General features: G+C 69.4%; 9 protein-coding genes. 7 read left to right on the plus strand and 2 right to left on the minus strand.

Annotated elements, in window-relative coordinates; genetic code table 11:
• Positions 1 to 231: 231 nt before the first annotated feature.
• Positions 232 to 825, minus strand: coding sequence for a TetR/AcrR family transcriptional regulator (locus M2271_RS06995; RefSeq protein ID WP_280886215.1), 594 nt, complete (start codon positions 823 to 825; stop codon positions 232 to 234).
• A 175-nt stretch (positions 826 to 1000) separates the two neighbouring features.
• Between M2271_RS06995 and M2271_RS07000 the strand changes: the two genes are divergently transcribed.
• The 4 genes from M2271_RS07000 to M2271_RS07015 are packed head-to-tail and all read left to right on the plus strand — an operon-like array spanning position 1001 to position 6886.
• Positions 1001 to 2617 carry a carboxyl transferase domain-containing protein gene (locus M2271_RS07000; protein ID WP_280886216.1) on the plus strand — a complete coding sequence of 539 codons (1617 nt, stop codon included), beginning with the start codon at positions 1001 to 1003 and terminating at the stop codon, positions 2615 to 2617.
• Between the two features lie 14 nt (positions 2618 to 2631).
• Positions 2632 to 4764 (plus strand): biotin carboxylase N-terminal domain-containing protein, encoded by a 2133-nt coding sequence (locus M2271_RS07005; protein WP_280886217.1) that lies wholly within the window; start codon positions 2632 to 2634, stop codon positions 4762 to 4764.
• Positions 4761 to 5720 carry a hydroxymethylglutaryl-CoA lyase gene (locus tag M2271_RS07010; protein WP_280886218.1) on the plus strand — a complete coding sequence of 320 codons (960 nt, stop codon included), beginning with the start codon at positions 4761 to 4763 and terminating at the stop codon, positions 5718 to 5720. The genes M2271_RS07005 and M2271_RS07010 overlap by 4 nt, the downstream gene beginning before the upstream one ends.
• 5 nt (positions 5721 to 5725) lie before the next feature.
• Entirely contained in the window at positions 5726 to 6886 is a 1161-nt protein-coding gene (locus M2271_RS07015; protein WP_280886219.1) for an acyl-CoA dehydrogenase family protein, read from the plus strand.
• A gap of 105 nt (positions 6887 to 6991) precedes the next feature.
• On the opposite strand, the gene M2271_RS07020 is transcribed toward M2271_RS07015, so the two are convergent.
• Positions 6992 to 8920 (minus strand): glycosyltransferase family 2 protein, encoded by a 1929-nt coding sequence (locus tag M2271_RS07020; RefSeq protein ID WP_280886220.1) that lies wholly within the window; start codon positions 8918 to 8920, stop codon positions 6992 to 6994.
• A gap of 506 nt (positions 8921 to 9426) precedes the next feature.
• On the opposite strand from M2271_RS07020, the gene M2271_RS07025 reads away from it, so the two are divergent.
• From M2271_RS07025 to M2271_RS07035, 3 genes are all read left to right on the plus strand, one after another.
• Positions 9427 to 10983, plus strand: coding sequence for a VCBS repeat-containing protein (locus tag M2271_RS07025; RefSeq protein ID WP_280886221.1), 1557 nt, complete (start codon positions 9427 to 9429; stop codon positions 10981 to 10983).
• A 32-nt stretch (positions 10984 to 11015) separates the two neighbouring features.
• Positions 11016 to 14660, plus strand: a complete 3645-nt coding sequence (locus M2271_RS07030; RefSeq protein ID WP_280886222.1) for a LamG-like jellyroll fold domain-containing protein — start codon at positions 11016 to 11018, stop codon at positions 14658 to 14660.
• 166 nt (positions 14661 to 14826) lie between these two features.
• A partial coding sequence (locus tag M2271_RS07035) for a hypothetical protein (protein WP_280886223.1) occupies positions 14827 to 19751 on the plus strand: 4925 nt, incomplete at its 3' end.

A 19751-nucleotide genomic window follows, 5' to 3' on the forward strand; every position in this document is an offset into this window, starting at 1 on the left:
TCCTCAAGTGATGGTTGCGGCCCCCACCAACGGCTAAGCGCTTGCTCACTTACCGTACCGGCGAGTAGGAGGAGCGTCCAGGGTGGGGCGGGGGTAACGCTCGTCACTCCCCCACCGCCGACGACCACCCCACCGACGGCGCTCATCCCGCCGACGGTGTTCACCTCACCGCCGACGACCACTCCACCGACGGTGTTCACCTCACCGCCGACGACCACCCCACCGACGCCGCTACCCCGCCGCAGCCGCGAACGCCCCCCGCGCCATCCGGTGCAGCAACTCCGCCATGGGCCCGCGCCCCGGCAACGTCCCCGCCCTCCCCAGGTGCGGGGTCGAGTTCAGCAGGCCGAAGACGGAGTGCACCGCCGAGCGGGCCTCGGGCTCGGCGAGGCCTGGATAGACCTCGCGAAGGACCTCCACCCACAGCTCGACGTACTGCCGCTGGAACTGGCGCACCAGCTTGCGGTCGCTGTCGCGGAGGCGGTCCAGCTCACGGTCGTGCAACGTGATCAGAGGACGGTCGTCGAGGGCGAAGTCGATATGGCCCTCGATGAGGGAGTCGAGGACCGCCTCGGCGGCCGCCCCGTCGGCTTCCCGCAGGCGCTGCTTGGCCCCGGTCAGCAACTGCCCGCTGATCCCCACCAGCAGCTCGGCGAGCATCGCGTCCTTGCCCGCGAAGTGGCGGTAGAGACCGGGGCCGCTGATCCCGACCGCGGCACCTATCTCGTCCACACCGACACCGTGGAAGCCGCGTTCGGCGAACAGTCGCGCGGCTTCCTTGAGGATCTGCTCGCGGCGGGTGGGGGCGTCGGTTCTGGTGGCCATGGAAGCAATTCTAGACAGGGAGGTTAGCGGTCGTTAACCTGGAGGGCGTAATTAACGCCCATTAACCAGTCGACCACCGTTCGACAGCCGGTCGGCAACCGTTCGACAGCCGGTCGATCGCTGGTCGACAGCCGGTCGATCGCTGGTGCCGATCGCTGGGTGAGGGGACCGAGGAATGCACGAGGCAGCAGAGCTGACCAGCCTGGGAGATCCCGCGTCGGAGGCCTGGCGGGCCAACGAGGAGGCACACCGCGCGCTCGTCGAGGAGCTGAGCGGCAAGCTCGCCGCGGCCCGGCTCGGCGGGGGCGAGCGGGCCCGCGCCCGGCACACCGCGCGCGGGAAGCTGCTGCCGCGCGACCGGGTGGACACGCTCCTCGATCCCGGCTCCCCCTTCCTGGAGCTGGCCCCCCTCGCCGCCGACGGGATGTACGAGGGGCAGGCCCCGGCCGCCGGTGTCATCGCCGGGATCGGCCGGGTCAGCGGGCGGGAGTGCGTGATCGTCGCCAATGACGCCACCGTCAAGGGCGGCACGTACTACCCGATGACGGTGAAGAAGCATCTGCGCGCGCAGGAGGTGGCGCTGGACAACCGCCTGCCCTGCGTCTATCTCGTCGACTCCGGCGGCGCCTTCCTGCCCCTGCAGGACGAGGTCTTCCCGGACCGGGAGCACTTCGGGCGGATCTTCTACAACCAGGCCCGGATGTCGGGCGCGGGGATCCCGCAGATCGCCGCGGTCCTCGGGTCGTGCACCGCCGGCGGCGCGTACGTCCCGGCCATGAGCGACGAGGCCGTCATCGTCCGCAACCAGGGGACCATCTTCCTGGGCGGGCCGCCCCTGGTGAAGGCCGCCACCGGTGAGGTCGTCACCGCGGAGGAGCTGGGCGGGGGCGAGGTGCACTCCAGGATCTCCGGCGTCACCGACCACCTCGCGGAGGACGACGCCCACGCGCTGCGCATCGTGCGGAACATCGCCGCCACGCTTCCCGCGCGCGGGCCCCTCCCGTGGGAGGTGCGCCCCGCGGAAGAGCCCAAGACCGACCCGTACGGGCTGTACGGCGCGGTGCCCGTCGACTCCCGCACCCCCTATGACGTACGCGAGATCATCGCGCGCGTGGTCGACGGTTCCCGTTTCGCCGAGTTCAAGGCCGAGTTCGGGCAGACCCTGGTCACCGGCTTCGCCCGGATCCAGGGCCACCCGGTCGGGATCGTCGCGAACAACGGCATCCTGTTCTCCGAGTCCGCCCAGAAGGGCGCCCACTTCATCGAGCTGTGCGACCAGCGCGGGATCCCGCTGGTGTTCCTGCAGAACATCTCCGGGTTCATGGTCGGCAAGGACTACGAGGCCGGCGGCATCGCCAAGCACGGCGCCAAGATGGTGACCGCGGTGGCGTGCACCCGCGTGCCCAAGCTGACCGTCGTGGTCGGCGGGTCGTACGGCGCCGGGAACTACTCGATGTGCGGCCGGGCGTACTCCCCCCGCTTCCTGTGGATGTGGCCGGGCGCCAAGATCTCGGTCATGGGCGGCGAACAGGCCGCCTCCGTCCTCGCGACCGTCAAACGGGACCAGCTGGAGGCCCGCGGGGAGGCGTGGCCCGCCGAGGAGGAAGAGGCGTTCAAGGACCCGATCCGCGCGCAGTACGAGCGCCAGGGCAACGCCTATTACGCCACCGCCCGACTCTGGGACGACGGGGTCATCGACCCGCTCGACACCCGGCAGGTACTGGGCCTGGCCCTGACCGCGTGCGCCAACGCGCCCCTGGGTGACCCCCAGTTCGGCGTCTTCCGGATGTGAGGGGCTTTCAGACGATGTTCGACACAGTTCTTGTGGCCAACCGGGGCGAGATCGCCGTCCGCGTCATCCGTACGCTGCGCTCGCTGGGCGTGCGCTCGGTGGCCGTCTTCTCCGACGCGGACGCCGACGCACGGCACGTCCGGGAGGCCGACACCGCCGTACGGCTCGGTCCGGCGCCCGCCGCCGAGAGCTATCTGTCCGCCGAGCGGCTCCTGGCGGCGGCGGCCCGCACCGGCGCCCAGGCCGTCCACCCGGGCTACGGCTTCCTGGCGGAGAACGCCGGCTTCGCGCGCGCGTGCGCCGACGCCGGGCTGGTCTTCATCGGGCCCCCCGCGGACGCCATCGCGCTCATGGGCGACAAGATCCGCGCCAAGGAGACGGTCCAGGCGGCCGGGGTGCCCGTCGTCCCCGGGTCCAGCGGCAGCGGGCTCAGCGATGCCCAACTCGCCGACTCCGCCCACGACATCGGCATGCCGGTGCTGCTGAAACCCTCCGCGGGCGGGGGCGGCAAGGGCATGCGGCTGGTGCGCGACCCGGCCGTACTCGCCGACGAGATCGCCGCCGCGCGGCGCGAGGCCCGCGCCTCCTTCGGGGACGACACCCTGCTCGTCGAACGGTGGGTCGACCGGCCCCGGCACATCGAGATCCAGGTCCTGGCCGACGGCCACGGCCGGGTGGTCCACCTGGGCGAGCGCGAGTGCTCCCTCCAGCGCCGCCACCAGAAGGTCATCGAGGAGGCGCCCTCCGTCCTCCTGGACGAGAAGACCCGGGCGGCGATGGGCGGGGCGGCCGTCCAGGCGGCCCGTTCCTGCGGCTACCGGGGCGCGGGCACGGTGGAGTTCATCGTCCCCGGCGAGGACCCGGCGTCGTACTACTTCATGGAGATGAACACCCGCCTCCAGGTGGAGCACCCGGTCACGGAGCTGGTCACCGGCCTGGACCTGGTGGAGTGGCAGCTGCGGGTGGCGGCCGGGGAACCGCTGTCCTTCGGGCAGGACGACATCGCCCTCACCGGCCATGCGATCGAGGCCCGCGTCTGCGCCGAGACGGTGTCCGTCAAAGAGGGCGCGCGCGGGTTCCTCCCCTCCGGCGGCACGGTCCTCAGGCTCCACGAACCCCAGGGCGACGGCGTCCGCACCGACTCCGGGCTCAGCGAGGGCACCGAGGTCGGCAGCCTGTACGACCCGATGCTGTCCAAGGTGATCGCGTACGGGCCGGACCGGGCCACCGCCCTCCGGAAACTCCGGGCCGCCCTCGCTCAGACCGTCACGCTCGGCGTGCAGACGAACGCCGGGTTCCTGCGCCGGCTGCTCACGCATCCGGCGGTCGTGGCGGGCGAGCTGGACACGGGGCTGGTCGAGCGGGAGGTCGACGGACTCGTACCGACCGAGGTGCCGCGGGAGGTCTACGCGGCGGCGGCGCTGCTGCGCCAGGCCGCCCTCGGCCCGGCGACCCTCGGCCCGGCCACCCTCCCCCCGGCGGGGACCGCCCTCGGCCCGGCCACCGTCCCCCCCGCGGGGCCCGGCCCGGCGGGGACCGGCTGGGTGGACCCGTTCTCCGTCCCGGACGGCTGGCGCCTCGGCGGCGAACGGGCCTGGACGGCTCACCACGTCCAGGTGACGGGGCACGACCCCGTCACCGTGCGCGTGCGCAGCACGCCGGACGGCGGCGGGGCCGAGGTACTCCTCGACGGCGCGCAGGCGCCCCTCAGGACGCGCGGGGGCCCGCCTCCGGGACCGGGCGGTGACTCCCGGTTCACCGTCCACCTCGACGGCGTCGCCCACACCTTCGCCGCCCTGCCGGGAGGCACCTGGCTGGGCCGCGACGGCGACGCCTGGCAGGTGCGCGACCACGACCCGGTCGCCGCGTCCCTCACGGGCGCGGCCCACGCGGGCGCCGACTCGCTCACCGCACCGATGCCCGGCACGGTCACCGTGGTGAAGGTCGCCGTCGGCGACGAGGTGACCGCGGGCCAGAGCCTGCTGGTCGTCGAGGCGATGAAGATGGAGCACGTCATCTCCGCCCCGCACGCCGGCACGGTCGCCGAACTGGACGTCGTACCGGGGACGACGGTCGCCATGGACCAGGTGCTCGCCGTGATCGCACCGAACGAGGCCGTGATCGCACCGCACAAGGAGGCGGAATGACTGTCCAGGGGCTCCCCATGGCCGTACCGGCACCGAACCTGCCCGCGCGCGTGCGCATCCACGAGGTCGGTGCCCGCGACGGCCTGCAGAACGAGAAGGCGACCGTCCCTACGGAGGTCAAGGCGGAGTTCATCCGCCGGCTGGCCGACGCGGGGCTGACGACGATCGAGGCCACCAGTTTCGTGCACCCGAGGTGGGTGCCCCGACTGGCCGACGCGGAGCAGCTGTTCCCACTGGTCAGCGAGCTGCCCGTGGCTCTCCCGGTGCTCGTGCCGAACGGCCGCGGCCTGGACCGGGCGCTCGCCCTCGGCGCCACCCGCGTGGCCGTCTTCGCCAGCGCGACGGAGTCCTTCGCCAAGGCCAACCTCAACCGGACGCTCGACGAGTCGCTGGCCGTGTTCGAGCCCGTCGTGGCCCGCGCCAAGGACGAGGGCGCCCATGTGCGCGGCTATGTCTCCATGTGCTTCGGCGACCCCTGGGAGGGGCCGGTCCCCGTCCACCAGGTCGTCCGCGTGTGCACGGCACTGCGGGACATGGGCTGCGACGAACTGAGCCTCGGCGACACGATCGGGGTCGCCACCCCGGGTCATGTCCTCGGCCTCCTCTCCGCGCTCAACGAGGGGGGCGTGCCGACCGACGTCATCGGCGTGCACTTCCACGACACCTACGGCCAGGCACTGGCCAACACTCACGCGGCCCTGCAACACGGCGTCACCACCGTCGACGCCTCCGCCGGCGGCCTCGGCGGCTGTCCGTACGCCAAGTCCGCGACCGGCAACCTCGCCACCGAGGACCTCGTGTGGATGCTTCAGGGCCTCGGCATCGACACCGGGGTCGACCTCGGCCGTCTCGTCGCCACCAGCGCGTGGATGGCCGGCCGGCTGGGCCGCCCCAGCCCCTCCCGCACCGTCCGAGCCCTGTCCCACGAGGACCCCGAAAGCCGCAAGGAGCAGTGAGCGTCATGGACCACCGTCTCTCCCCCGAACTGGAAGAACTCCGCCGCACGGTCGAGGAGTTCGCGCACGACGTGGTGGCGCCCAAGATCGGCGACTTCTACGAGCGGCACGAGTTCCCATACGAGATCGTCCGCGAGATGGGCCGCATGGGCCTGTTCGGGCTGCCGTTCCCGGAGGAGTACGGCGGCATGGGCGGTGACTATCTGGCCCTCGGAATCGCGCTGGAGGAGCTGGCGCGGGTGGACTCGTCGGTGGCGATCACCCTGGAGGCGGGTGTGTCGCTGGGCGCGATGCCGATCCATCTCTTCGGCACCGAGGCCCAGAAGCGGGAGTGGCTGCCCCGCCTGTGCTCGGGCGAGATCCTCGGCGCGTTCGGACTGACCGAACCCGACGGCGGCTCCGACGCGGGCGCGACCCGTACGACGGCCCGGCTGGACCCGGAGACGGACGAGTGGGTGGTCAACGGCACCAAGTGCTTCATCACCAACTCGGGCACGGACATCACGAGCCTGGTCACGGTCACCGCGGTGACCGGCCGCACACCGGACGGCAGGCCGCGGATCTCCGCGATCATCGTGCCGTCCGGCACCCCGGGCTTCACGGTCGCCCCGCCCTACTCGAAGGTCGGCTGGAACGCCTCGGACACCCGTGAGCTGTCCTTCTCCGACGTCCGTGTCCCGGCCGCGAACCTGCTCGGAGAGGAGGGCCGCGGCTACGCCCAGTTCCTGCGCATCCTGGACGAGGGCCGGATCGCCATCGCCGCCCTCGCCACCGGTCTGGCGCAGGGCTGTGTGGACGAGTCGGTGAAGTACGCGAAGGAACGCCAGGCCTTCGGCCGCCCCATCGGCGCCAACCAGGCCATCCAGTTCAAGATCGCCGACATGGAGATGAAGGCCCACACCGCCCGCCTCGCCTGGCGCGACGCGGCCTCGCGCCTGGTGTCGGGCGACCCCTTCAAGAAGGAGGCGGCCCTCGCCAAGCTGTACTCCTCCACGATCGCCGTGGACAACGCCCGCGACGCCACCCAGATCCACGGCGGCTACGGCTTCATGAACGAGTACCCGGTCGCCCGGATGTGGCGCGACTCCAAGATCCTGGAGATCGGCGAGGGGACGAGCGAGGTTCAACGGATGTTGATCGCGAGGGAGTTGGGGCTGGAGGGCTGATTCGGGTCGGTGTCCCGCGTCCGCCGCGGAGGCGGACGCGGGCCGGCGACTGACGGGGTCAGCCGCGGACCCTTGTCGTCCGCCGGCCGTGTCGGCCGCCCGGCCCTACCGGTTCAACCGCCGCCGTACGCGCCGGACCTGGGGGTTGTCGGCGACCGCGTCCCGGAGCCGGCGCCCGGTGCCGGCCTGGTACGCCGGGCCCTCCAGACGCAGCAGGGAGCCGTCACGGACGACGGCGTACGCGACCGGGGTGTCCGTCTTCGGGAAAGTGACCGGGTGGCGTCCGGCCGGGAGCTCGATACGGGTGGGAAGGCGTAATCGGGCCGTTCCGTCGGCTCCGGGGGCCAGCTTGGCCTCGACCGTCAGGGTGGACACGGTCACCTTGACGGGAAGCGGGGCACCCCCCGCGGCGGCCATGTAGGGCAGCCCGAGCGACCGCTGGGCACGCGCGGTGTTCGCGGAGACGACACCGTTCGTGTCGGGCCCGAGTCTTCGCAGGCGCTGGTCCACGTCGAGGGCGAGCTGGCCCTTGCCTTTGGTCCAGTACGGGAGGGCGAGTCGCCCGCCGGTCAGCGCCGGACCCGCCGCCGGACCGCCCTGTACGCCGTCGCCGCTCACGCGGACCATCCGGTCGACGCCCAGCAACTGGACGTACGCCCACACGTCGTGCACCCCGCGCTCAAGCGGCCGGCCGCCTGCCAGCCGCTCCGGGTCGAGACGCAGCCGCCCGGACACGACGAGCCGCGACCGTCCCTCCCCGAGCGGCTGCAGCCGCACCTCCAGGTCACCCTCCGGGTACCACCAGTCCTCCCGGTCCCGGTCCTTCACCACCAGCTCCGCGTGCGCCAGCCGGAACGGATCGCGGACCTCCCACCCGCCCTCGGTCCCCGGCACACCGTCCAGCAGCTCCGGGTCCAGCCACTGCTTCCCGTCCCGCTCGACGAGGACTAGAGGTTCGCCGTCCCCACGTAACAGGTCAAGGGTGACGTCGGCGACCAGGCAGCCGTCCTCCCACCGCGGTTCGCCGACCTCGCCGCGTGCCGTCACGTCGCGGACGCGTTCCGCGAGCGCCACCGCCCCGTCGAAGTCGCCGCGTTCCAGCAGTTCGGCCCGCAGCCGTGACACCGCGGGCAGTCCCTCCCGCACGGCCGCCGGTAACTCCTCGAACGCCACTTCCCGGGCCGCCTCGAAGCGCTGCCGCTGCTCGGCCGGATCCTCGCGCAAGATCTCGGGCTCACGGGTCCGGGAGAGGATCTCGACGTGGTAGACGCGGTGCAGCAGCCGGTTCTGTAGCGCGTCGATGTCGTCGGAAGGGGTGGTGCCGTCCTTGATCTGGCGGACGATGGTGCGAAGGTTGGGCCAGAAACCGTGCCGCGGGTTGAACCGGTGCCGGGTGTTGTTGCCACCGTCGTCCCGCTTCATCCAGTGGTAGCAGGGGTAGTCGGCGAGGATCGAGATCCGTTCGGCTTTCAGGTAGGCGGCGCCGACGAAGGCCAGATCCTCCATGATCCACGGTCCCTCCGGGAACCGCAGCCCGTGGTCCTCGACGAACGCACGCCGGAACATCTTGTGCGGCGACAGGCTCTGCATCAGCTCGTCGTTCTCGATCGTGCAGGCGTCCACTGTGTGCCGGAACAGCCGCCGGGGCCGCGCCATGTTGGTGGACATCTTGCCGATCACCACGTCGGCGTCGTTGCGCTTCGCGTGCTCGTACAGCCGCTCCAGGGCCTCGGGCCCGAGCGTGTCGTCGTGGTCGACGAACTGGACGTACTCGCCCTGGGCGTGCCGCATACCGAGGTTGCGCGGCGCACCCGGCCACCCCGAGTTCGCCATGGTGTGCACCTGGACGTTCGGATGCACGGCCGCGATCTTCTCCAGCCGGGCCGGCGTGTCGTCCGTCGACCCGTCGTCGACGTAGATCACTTCGTACTCGTCGGCGGGCAGGCTCTGCCCCAGCAGCGACGGCGCGCACTCGTCGACGTACTTACCGGTGTTGTAGACGGGAACGATGACGCTGACCTTGACTCTCGGCATTCCACGGAGCCTACCCGCCGGCCCGGGCATTGACGGATTGTTCGCTCAACACCGGGGCCGATGGGGGCACCGAGAAAATCACCAAATGGCAGCCCCGACTGTCGTGGCACACCTTCTCAAAGAACCGGCAAGCGTAATCGAACTGGACTCTCTGTCGAGCGAATTACAGCACCCAATTCAAGTGGCAATTTACTTACAGGATGCCTCGTCGAGAAGTGACGATATCACGACTTTCCTGTGCCCACCAGGTGAGGATTCGGTGGAGCAGCGGTTGACGGGCCACTTTTGAAGCGGCGAAGCAGCCCCGTTTGCCTTGATTCGCAGCGAAAGTCCCTTCTCATCCACTAATGCAAAGATCGCCCCATCCCGGGTTTAATTGCTGGGCGCAAGCAGTTTCTCGAAACGTCTTGACGATCTTTATTTGGACCCTATTTAGTTGTCTCTTACGTCATTCATGGGGCAGCCTTACATGGGCGCGCCCGAAGGGGAAAAGAAGGGGTGGGGGTGTGCGCACGCGTACACATCTGGCCGGGAGGGTGGTCGCGCTGGTCGGCTTATCCCTGGCCGCTATGGGGGTCATGACGCTGGGGTCGCAACAGGCGACGGCGGCCACGTGCACGGCTGGGACGACGAACGACTTCAACGGCGACGGGGTGGCCGACACGGTGATCGCGGACCCGGACGCCACGGTGAACGGGGCCAAGCAGGCCGGGCTCGTGCGCGTGGTGCTCGGCGGCGGCAAGGGTGTCTCGGAAATTTCCCAGGCCACCACCGGAATGTCGGCGACGCCGGAGACGGGTGACAGCTTCGGGGTCTCCGTCGCCGCCTATGACGCCGACGGTGACGGCTGCAGCGACCTGGTGGTAGGGGCGCCGTACGAGGATGTCGTGCAGGACGGCGTCAACGCCGTCAACGCGGGGGCGATCTACATCATCCATGGCACTCCCACCGGCATCGGGGCGGGCTCACAGATCCAGGGTTATACCCAGAAAGGGCTCGACTCGACCACCGCGGTCGAGACGTCAGACTGGTTCGGCTTCTCCCTGCAGGCAGGCACGACCGCGACCGGTGCGCCGTACCTGATCGTCGGTGTCCCCGGGGAGAACGTCACCGTGGACGGCAAGACATACTCGGACGCCGGCTGTATCGAATACATCCAAGGCAGCACGAAGAAGCCCCTCAGTGAGAACGACCCCGGGATCCCCGGTGTGGTCGAGGCCAACGACCGCTTCGGTTACTCGCTCGCCGGAACCAACCGTTACTTCGCGGTTGGCAGCCTGGGAGAGGCCGTCGGTGACGAGAAGTTCGCCGGAGGCGTCGCGGTCTTCAACCACACCCTCTCCGATGGCATGCCCAAGCCACTCCTGGGACTCGACCAGAACAGCACGGGGATCGCCGGCACGCCGGAAGCCGGCGATGGCTTCGGTACCTCGATTTCCATGACCGGCTACCGGCCGAACGACCAGACGTACAACTCCGACGTACTACTCGCCATCGGGATGCCCGGCGAGGACGTAGGGACGCTGGCGGACGCCGGCGGTGTCGCGGTCGTCCGCGTCCAGCCGTCCGGCGCATACACCCAGGTCACGGCGATGGACGGCAGCACGATGGACCTCGAGGGCGACGCGGTTGCCGGCGACTTCATGGGCCAGCGGGTGGCGATCACCAACACCGACACCAGCGTCGTGACCACCTCGGCCACCGTCCGACTCGCCGTCGGTGAGCCCGGCAAGGACACGGCGTCGGTCAAGGACGCGGGGGCCGTCCACATCTTCCGGCCGCTCGACACATCCATCGGCGCTGCCGACCAGGAGCTCACCCGCGGCTCGGGGCTCCCCGGCGCTGCGACGGCCCGGGACTACACGGGTATGGCCCTGGCGGCCGGGCCCACCGACCTCTACGTGGGCGTGCCCTACAGCAAGGCCTCGGCCACCTCGAAGGGCGTCCTCTACGTCGTGCCCTGGACGAACATCGACAGCAACACGAGCACTGGCACGACGACCTACCAGCCCGGTTCCGGTGGACTACCCAACGAGGGCGCGGCGTTCGGGGCGATGCGATGAACGCGGAGCCGAGGAGAAGAAGGCGCAGCACCATGAAAATCCGCACCGGAGCGCGACGCCGCCCCCTCGTCACAGCCGCCGCCATCGCAGCCCTGCTCACCTCCGGCCTGAGTGTCACTCCCGCCTCTGCCGCAGAGCAGACGTCGGCGGGCACGAGCACCTCCGACGACAGCACCCCGTCGCTCTCCCCCTCCGCCGCCCAGACCAAGGCGAAGAAGTCCGGCAAGCCCGTCGAGATCCAGACCCTGCGCGACGAGCGCGGCACCACTGTCGCCAACCCCGACGGCACCTTCACGACCAGCGAGTACGTCCAGCCCGTCCGCACCCGCAAGAACGGCGAGTGGACGGACATCGACACCACGCTGGTCACGCAGGAGAACGGCACGATCGCTCCGAAGGCAGCGCTGACCGCCATGTCCTTCTCGGGCGGCGGCGACTCGACCTTCGCGGCGATCGAGAAGGACGGGCACACCCTGTCCCTCGACTGGCCCGGCGAACTGCCGAAGCCGAAGCTGGACGGCTCCACCGCCACCTACGCGAGTGTCCTGCCCGGCGTCGACCTCGAAGTCACTGCCAGCGCGGAGGGCTTCTCTCACATCCTGGTGATCAAGAACAAGGAGGCTGCGGCCAACCCTGAGCTGGCCGAACTCGAACTTCCGGTCGCCACCACCTCGTTGGACGTCAAGGAGGACGCCGGCGGCGGGCTGACCGCCACCGATACCGGCTCCGGCGGCACGGTCTTCGAGGCGCCCCAGCCACTGATGTGGGACTCCGGCAACGGCTCCGGCGACACGGCCTCGGCCGAACCGTCCGCTGCCGCGAGCGACTCCTCCGCCGACCCGGCTGACGACGCCGCCCCGCCGCAGGGAGCCCAGGTCGCCGACGTCGCCGTGGACGTCGCCCCGGACGCCCTGACCCTCACGCCGGAACAGGGCATGCTCACCGACGCGGACACGGTCTACCCGGTCTACATCGACCCTGTGGTCAAGACGGCCAACCGCACCGGCTGGACCATGGTGTCGTCGTACAACTCGACGTACGAGTTCTGGAAGTTCGGCGACGACGAGGGCGTGGGCCGCTGCCCCTCCGACGTGTCGTTCCGCTGCGCCAACTCCACCGACGTCAAGCGACAGTTCTTCGCGATGCCGACCGGAAGCTACGAGGGCAAGGACATCATCAGCGCGGAGTTCGCGGTGACGCTGGTGCACACCTACAGCGACTCCGCGCGCGAGGTGCAGCTGGCCCGGGTCAACAGCGGCGGCGCGAGCGCGATCAACTCGTCGACGAACTGGTCGAACCAGCCGTCGTCCAAGGAGACGATCGCCACCAAGTCACCTACGGACACGGCGGGTTCCTGCACATCGACCAATCAGAACGTGCGCTTCGGCGTGACGGGCACCGTCCAGAAGGCCGCCGACAACGGCTGGGACACGACGACGTTCCGCCTCAAGGCGGGCAGTGAGTCCGACACGTCGTACTGGAAACGCTTCTGCGGCAACGCACACCTTTCGGTCACCTACAACCGGCCACCGCTGGAACCGGACCAGGACGACCTCCAGATGAAACCGGGAGGTTCCTGCGAGTACGGCAGCGCCACCGAGCACTACGTGACCGAGGCGCCGCGGGTGACTGCGGTGATCAAGGACTACGACCACAACGACACCGGTTCCAACACCGAGACTCTCCAGGCCCAGTTCAAGGTCTCGTGGACGAACAGCTCCGGTGCCGACGTCGTCCACTACGCCACCGCCACCAAGAAGACCACGGTCGATGTGACCAAGGGCAGCCAGACAGGCCAACAGACCTTCTACTACACCATCGGCTCCGACGTTTCGGGCGACGGCGAAGCAGGCTTCTCCATCCCGCCGAACACCACCATCTCCTGGGCGGTCCGCGGCTACGACCAGACCTCCTACGGCCCTTGGTCCACCGACGGCGAGCAGACCCGCTGCGAGTTCATCTACGACGCGGGCAGGCCCAAGTCGGCCACGGTCACCTCGGCGGAGTACCCGGACGACGAGGCATGGCACGCGGGCATCGGTGACTACGGGTCCTTCACCATGGACTCGCCGTCCACTGATGTGACCGGTTACTCGTACTACTTCACCGGTCCGCGGGCCGACAACACGAAGAAGACGGTGGCCGCCAAGCCCACCGGCGGCCCGGCGACGATCCGCTGGATGCCGCCGAGTGAGGGCTCGTACACCCTGCACGTCACCGCGGTCGACGGGGCCGGCAATCCGCAGAAGACGCCGACGACTCATGTCTTCCTGGTCAGTGACGGCCGTGCGCCGGTCGCCGCCTGGACCCTCGGCGACAAACGGGGTTCGGCCAAGGCGGCGGGCTCGAGCGGCGCACCCGACGCCACCGCGGGTTCCGGGGTCACCTTCGAGCAGGAGGGACCCCTGGGCTCCACCGACACCGCGGCCAGGTTCGACGGCACCGAGAACGCCTACCTCGACGCGGGTGCGCCCGCCGTCGACACCGGCACCACCTTCTCGGTGAGCGCCTGGGTGAATCTGACGTCCAAGCCCACCGAGAACATGACCGTGGTGAGCCAGGACGGCACCGCCCAGCCCGGCTTCGAACTCGGCTACGACGTGGACAGCGCCTCCTGGACCTTCCGTATCCCGGTCAGCGACATGGAGTCCCTCGGTACCTGGAAGGTGTCCGGAGCGACGGCCGTGGTCGACAGCTGGACGCATCTCATCGGGGTGTACGACGACGAGCTCGGCAAGATGATGCTGTACGTCAACGGCGTCCTCGTCGCCGACGACGTCCAGGCCCGGCACACCGTCTGGAGTGCTTCGGGAGCCGTGCAGGTCGGGCGCAGGCTGGCCGCCGACGGTTACACAGCGGCCCTCAAGGGCAGCGTCGCCGACGTCAAGCTCTACGACCGGGTCATCCCGCCCGTCGAGGGCCAGGAGATCGGCGGTATCCAGCCGCGCCAGCTCTCCTACTGGCAGTTGGACGAGGCGAACTCCAGCCTCTCCCCGGAGTCGGGCGGAGGCACCGGCCTGACCCTGGGCGGCGGCGCCTCCATCTACCAGCCGGACGAGTCCTGCGACCCCGAGGTTGACCCGGACTGTGTGCCGCCGGCCGAGCCCTTGTGGGGCGACGGACACCTGGCCCTGAACGGCACGGGCGCCTACGCCACCCGTGCCGTGGCCGGACCGCTCACCACGCAGGACAGCTTCACCCTGACCGCCCGCGCCCGGCTGGCCTCGGCGAGCCCGACCGCGGACGCGACGGTGCTGTCGCTGGCCGGCGCCAACGGCAGCGCAATCAAGGTCAAGTACCTGGCGGCCAAGGCCCGTTGGCAGCTGGTGGTGACCGACGCCGATACCGGGTCCCCGGTGACCACCACACTCCTCGACGCGGTCGACGCGCCGAGTTCCCTCGGCGACGGTGATCACCTTGCGTTGGTCTACAACGCGGTCTTCGGTGATGTGCTGCTGTACGTCAACGGAGTCGCGGCGGTCGACGCCTCCTGGGACAACGCCTGGGACTTCAGTACCACGCGTCTTCAGGTCGGCCGGGAGCTGACGGGTTCCAAGGCCAGTGGGTACTTCTCCGGCTCCATGGACGAAGTCCGCATGTACCGGGGCCCGTTGGACGCCTCACTCGTGGCACGGGTGGCGGTTCTGCCAGCCGGCTCCAGCATCGACGAAACCTAGGCACAGCATCCCGATCCAACTGGGCGGGCGGCAAGGAAGCCGCCCGTCCACGCGTCGGCCTGCTCGCCTCATCCCCTGTTCCGTTCTCCTCATTCTCTCTCGCGTTCCTCTTTTCGATGGAGATGTCATGTCCTCGCCCCCCTGGTACCGGTCACCACGACCGGCTTTGCCAACCCGCCACAGACGGGCCGCGCTGCTGCTCGGCCTGGCCCTGTCGGTCGGCCTGCTCCCGCAATACGTCCCCGAGGCCACCGCCGCCGCCGACGGCCTGACTCAGCCGAAGACGCAGACGAACCTCGACGACCCGGTCCGCGGTAAGAACGCCAAGGCCATGGCGTTCAAGAAGACCGACGAGGCGGAGAAAGCGGCCGTCAAGCGGGCTGACGAGACCGCTTGGCCGAGAACAGGCAGCGCCGAGATAGCGCTGTCCGGCAAGGCGGCCAAGGCCAAGGGACTGCCCCTGACGGCGAAGGCGGCCGGCGGGAAGAAGGCCGCCGAGTCCGTCCGCGTCGAGGTCCTCGGCCGCAAGGCGGCCACCGCGGCCGGCATCGACGGAGTTCTCTTCACCGTCGCCCGCACCGACGGCGAGGCCACCAAGGGCGCAGCTCAAGTCACCCTCGACTACGCGGACTTCGCGGATGCTTTTGGCGGCGGCTACGGCTCCCGCCTCCGGCTCGCCCAGTACCCGGCGTGCGTCCTCACAGCGCCGGAGAAGAAGGCCTGCTCGACTCCGACGTACCTGAAGAGCACCAACAACGCGGCGGCGCAGACCCTGACGGCGACCGTCGGCGCGGCCGGTGACACCTCGGGCACGCAGACCCAGCTGCTGCGGACGGCGGAGACGACCACGGCCTCCTCCGCCACCGTCCTCGCGGCCACCGCGAGCAGCGGCGGTGACGGCGGCGACTACGCGGCGACCAGCCTCTCGGCGTCCTCCGAGTGGGGCGTGGACACCAACTCCGGCGCGTTCACCTGGTCCTACCCGATGACCGTCCCGCCAGTTCCCGGCGGCCTCCAGCCCACGGTCGGCCTGAGCTACAACTCCCAGTCGGTCGACGGCCAGACGGCGACGACCAACAACCAGGGCTCGTGGATCGGCCAGGGCTTCAGCTACGAACCCGGCTACATCGAGCGTCGCTACAAGCCGTGTGCCGACGACGGGCACGACGACACGTACGGTGACGAGTGCTGGGCCTACGACAACGCCACACTTTCCCTCGCGGGCGGCACCTCCGGCCAGCTCGTCAAGGACGACACGACCGGTGAGTGGCGGCTCAGCTCCGACAAGAACTCCAAGATCGAGCACCTGACAGGCGCCACCAACGCCGACGACAACGGGGAGTACTGGAAGGTCACCGTCGGCGACGGCACCCAGTACTTCTTCGGCCTGGGCCGTCTGCCTGGCTACGCCAGTGGTAACGAGGAGACGGGTTCCGCCTGGACCGTGCCCGTGTACGGCGACGACTCCGGTGAGCCCTGCTACAACGCCACCTTCGCGAACGCGTCCTGCTCGCAGGCCTGGCGCTGGAACCTCGACCACGTCATCGACCCGCACGGCGATGTCATGTCGTACTACTACGGCAAGGAGATCAACTACTACACGCAGGGCCTGAAGACCGACCAGAACGGCAAGTCCTACGTCCGCGGCGGCTACCTCAAGCGCATCGACTACGGACAGCGCGCGGGCAAGGCCTACTCCACCAAGCCTGCCGCCCAGGTCGTCTTCACCACCGCCGAGCGCTGCATCGGCGCCTCCACCGACTGCGAGCCCTCCGACCTCACGGACTCCACGGCCGCCAACTGGCCCGACGTCCCCTGGGACCGGAACTGCAAGGTTGACACCAAGTGTGCGGGCCAGAACTCGCCGACGTTCTGGACCCGCAAGAAGCTCACGAAGATCACCACGCAGATCCGCACCGGTGACGCGGCCTACTCGCCCGTGGACGAGTGGAAGCTGTCCCACGTCTTCACCGACAACGGCGACGCCTCGAAGTCCCTGTGGCTCAACGCCATCGACCACACCGGCAAGGCGGGCACCGCCGTCTCCGTCCCGTCCGTCGAGCTGTATGGCACTCAGCTGCCCAACCGCGTGGACGAGACCGGTGACAACCTCAACCCGTTCCACCGCTTCCGCCTCTCCGGCGTGGTGAACGAGGCCGGCGGTGCACTCAGCGTCAACTACGCGGCAGCGCAGTGCACGACCAGCAACCTGCCCGCCGAGGACTCCTCCACCAAGCGCTGCTTCCCGGTGAAGTGGAACCCGCCCGGCGCTGAGGATCCGATCCTCGACTGGTTCCACAAGTACGTCGTCGGATCGGTCGTCGAGACCGACCTCACCGGCGGCAACGACGACCAGGTCACCTCGTACACGTACGTGGGTGACGCCGGCTGGCGCAAGGCCCCGGCCGACGGCATCACCACCTCCGAGTACCGCACCTGGGGCGACTGGCGCGGCTACGGGAGGGTCCAGGTCGCCACCTCGGCCGGCACCAACTCCGCGTCCAACACCAAGACCGAGCATGTCTTCTTCCGCGGCCTCGACGGTGACGTCCGCAAGGACGGCACCACCCGCTCCGCGACGGTCACCGACTCCCTCGGCGTCTCCTACGACGACTCCGACTGGAAGGCCGGCCAGGAACTGGAGACGATCACCTACAACGGTTCCGCCATCACCCAGAAATCGGTGACGGTGCCTTGGACCGCGGTGACGGCCACCCAGACGAATGACTGGGGCACGCGCAAGGCGCGTTATGTCGCGCCGGGTTCGGTGGACACGTACGTCGCGCTGGCCACGGACGGCTGGCGACACACCAAGTCGACGACGTCGTACGACGCCAAGACCGGTCGTGCGGTCAAGGTCGACGACGCCGGCGAGGTCGGCGTAGCGGACAACCAGTGCACCCGCACCGAGTACGCGGACAGCGTGAGCCGGCACATGTACTCGTATGTGTCGCGGGTGGAGACAGTGAGGGTGGACTGCGCCTCCACTCCGGACCGCAAGTCCGACGTCATCTCCGACAACCTGACCTACTACGACGGCTCGACCACGCTGGGCGCGGCCCCGACCAAGGGCGACGCGACCACGACCAAGCGCCTCTCGTCCCACGACGGCACGACGGCGACGTACCAGACGACCACCGTCACGACGTACGACGACTACGGCCGCCCGCTGGTCGCGAAGGACGCGCAGACCGCCGCGTCGTCCTCGGTTCCGTACACGTCCTCGACCACGTACACCGACAACGCGTACGGCCTGGCGATGAAGTCGACGACGACCAACCGCCTCGGCTGGACGACATCGACGGAGTACGCCCCCCAGCGGGGACTGCCGAGCGCGAAGGTCGACCAGAACGGCATGAGGACCGACTTCGCGTACGACGGTCTGGGCCGTCTGGTGTCGGTGTGGCTGCCGGGCCATCCCAAGGCCTCCGACTTCGTGCCGTCCCTCAAGTACACGTACCTGATCCGCGGCGGCGACGGCCCCACCGCCGTCCACACCCAGAAGATCGAGAACGACGGCACGTCGTACGGCAGCGAGTGGTCGCTGTACGACGGCTTCCTGCGGCCCCGCCAGAAACAGACCGAGGGCGCGGGGGGCGGCCGTATGGTCGCGGACACCTTCTACGACGGCTCCGGCCGCCTGGTGAAGGTCAATGACACCTACTACGCCGCCGGCGCCCCGTCCTCCACTCTCTTCGAGCCGGTCGACGCCGACCTCGACGCACAGTCGGTCACGGAGTACGACGGCGCGAGCCGCACCAAGGCGACGATCTTCAAGGTCCAGGGAACGGAGAAGTACCGCACGACGTTCGCGTACGGCGGCGACCGCGTCACGACGACCCCGCCGACGGGTGGCACGAAGACCACCGTCGTCACGGACGCGCGTGACCACACCACGACCCAGATCGAGTACCCGGCCGACGGTGACGCGGTCACCACGTCGTACGGCTACACGGACTCGGGCCTGCTGTCGAAGGTGACCGACAATGTGGGCAACGTGTGGTCGTACACCTACGACCAGTTGGGCCGCAAGAAGACGGCGGTGGACCCGGACACGGGTGCCAGCTCGTTCACGTACGACGAACTCGACCGCCTGACCTCCGCCACGGTCAACGGCAACAAGACCTCGACCGTGTACGACGAGCTGGGCCGCGCCGTCTCCACCTGGCAGGGCGAGGCCACGACGGGAACCCGGCTGTCGGTGACCCGGTACGACACGGCTGCCAAGGGCGAGTTGTACGGCGTCTACACGTACAAGGACGGTGCGGTCTACTCGTCGGTGACCTACCCGGTCCTCGACGCGGACAAGGACTACAAGCCAACCTCGACGAAGTACTACCTGTCCAAGACGGCCGAGCCGCAACTGGGTGGCACGTATGAGTTCAACTCCCAGTACAACCGCGACGGCACGGTGCAGGGTCAGGGCCTGCCGGCCGCGGGAGACCTGACGGGTGAGGCCCTGTCGTACTCCTACGACGAGCTGCAGCGCCCGGTAGCGCTCAACACATCGCTGAGCGGCGGCAGTTACGTCTCGGACGTCTCCTACTCCCCGACCTCCAACCTGGAGCAGCTGGAGCTGTCCACGGGTGTGTCGTCGGCACCCAAGACCTGGATCACCAACACCTTCGAGCAGGGCACGGACCGCCTGACCAACTCGCGGGTGGACGTGGAGGGCGCGTCGAGCGTCGCGTACGACTCGGACTACACGTACAACGCGATCGGCGACATCCTGTCGATCACCGACACCCCGACCGGCGGCACGAGTGACGTCCAGTGCTTCACGTACGACGGTCTGCGCCGGCTGACGGACATGTGGACGTCGTCGGTGACGTCCGGTGGGGCGTCGGGAACGGGGGTCTCGGAGAGCGCGTGCTCCTCCGGTGCGTCGTCCTCGACGGTCGGGGGAGTGTCCCCGTTCTGGACGGAATACGGCTACGACTCGATCGGCAACCGCACGAGCGAGGTGCGGCACGGTGTGAACGGCGGGGCGACCGCCACCCGTTCGTACAAGTACGGAGAGGCGGGCTCCGGCCCGTCCGGGGCGAAGTCCGGCCCGCACACGGTGTCGTCGGTGGTCGGGACGACGACTGC

It is taken from the genome of Streptomyces sp. LBL (assembly GCF_029893585.1).
Lineage (GTDB): Bacteria > Actinomycetota > Actinomycetes > Streptomycetales > Streptomycetaceae > Streptomyces.

Bases quoted from the DNA above. Each gene is read 5' to 3' on its own strand.
- M2271_RS07015 (WP_280886219.1), top strand. From the start codon at position 5,726: ATGGACCACCGTCTCTCCCCCGAACTGGAAGAACTCCGCCGCACGGTC.
- M2271_RS07020 (WP_280886220.1), bottom strand. From the start codon at position 8,920: ATGCCGAGAGTCAAGGTCAGCGTCATCGTTCCCGTCTACAACACCGGT.
- M2271_RS06995 (WP_280886215.1), bottom strand. From the start codon at position 825: ATGGCCACCAGAACCGACGCCCCCACCCGCCGCGAGCAGATCCTCAAG.
- M2271_RS07000 (WP_280886216.1), top strand. From the start codon at position 1,001: ATGCACGAGGCAGCAGAGCTGACCAGCCTGGGAGATCCCGCGTCGGAG.
- M2271_RS07010 (WP_280886218.1), top strand. From the start codon at position 4,761: ATGACTGTCCAGGGGCTCCCCATGGCCGTACCGGCACCGAACCTGCCC.
- M2271_RS07005 (WP_280886217.1), top strand. From the start codon at position 2,632: ATGTTCGACACAGTTCTTGTGGCCAACCGGGGCGAGATCGCCGTCCGC.
- M2271_RS07030 (WP_280886222.1), top strand. From the start codon at position 11,016: ATGAAAATCCGCACCGGAGCGCGACGCCGCCCCCTCGTCACAGCCGCC.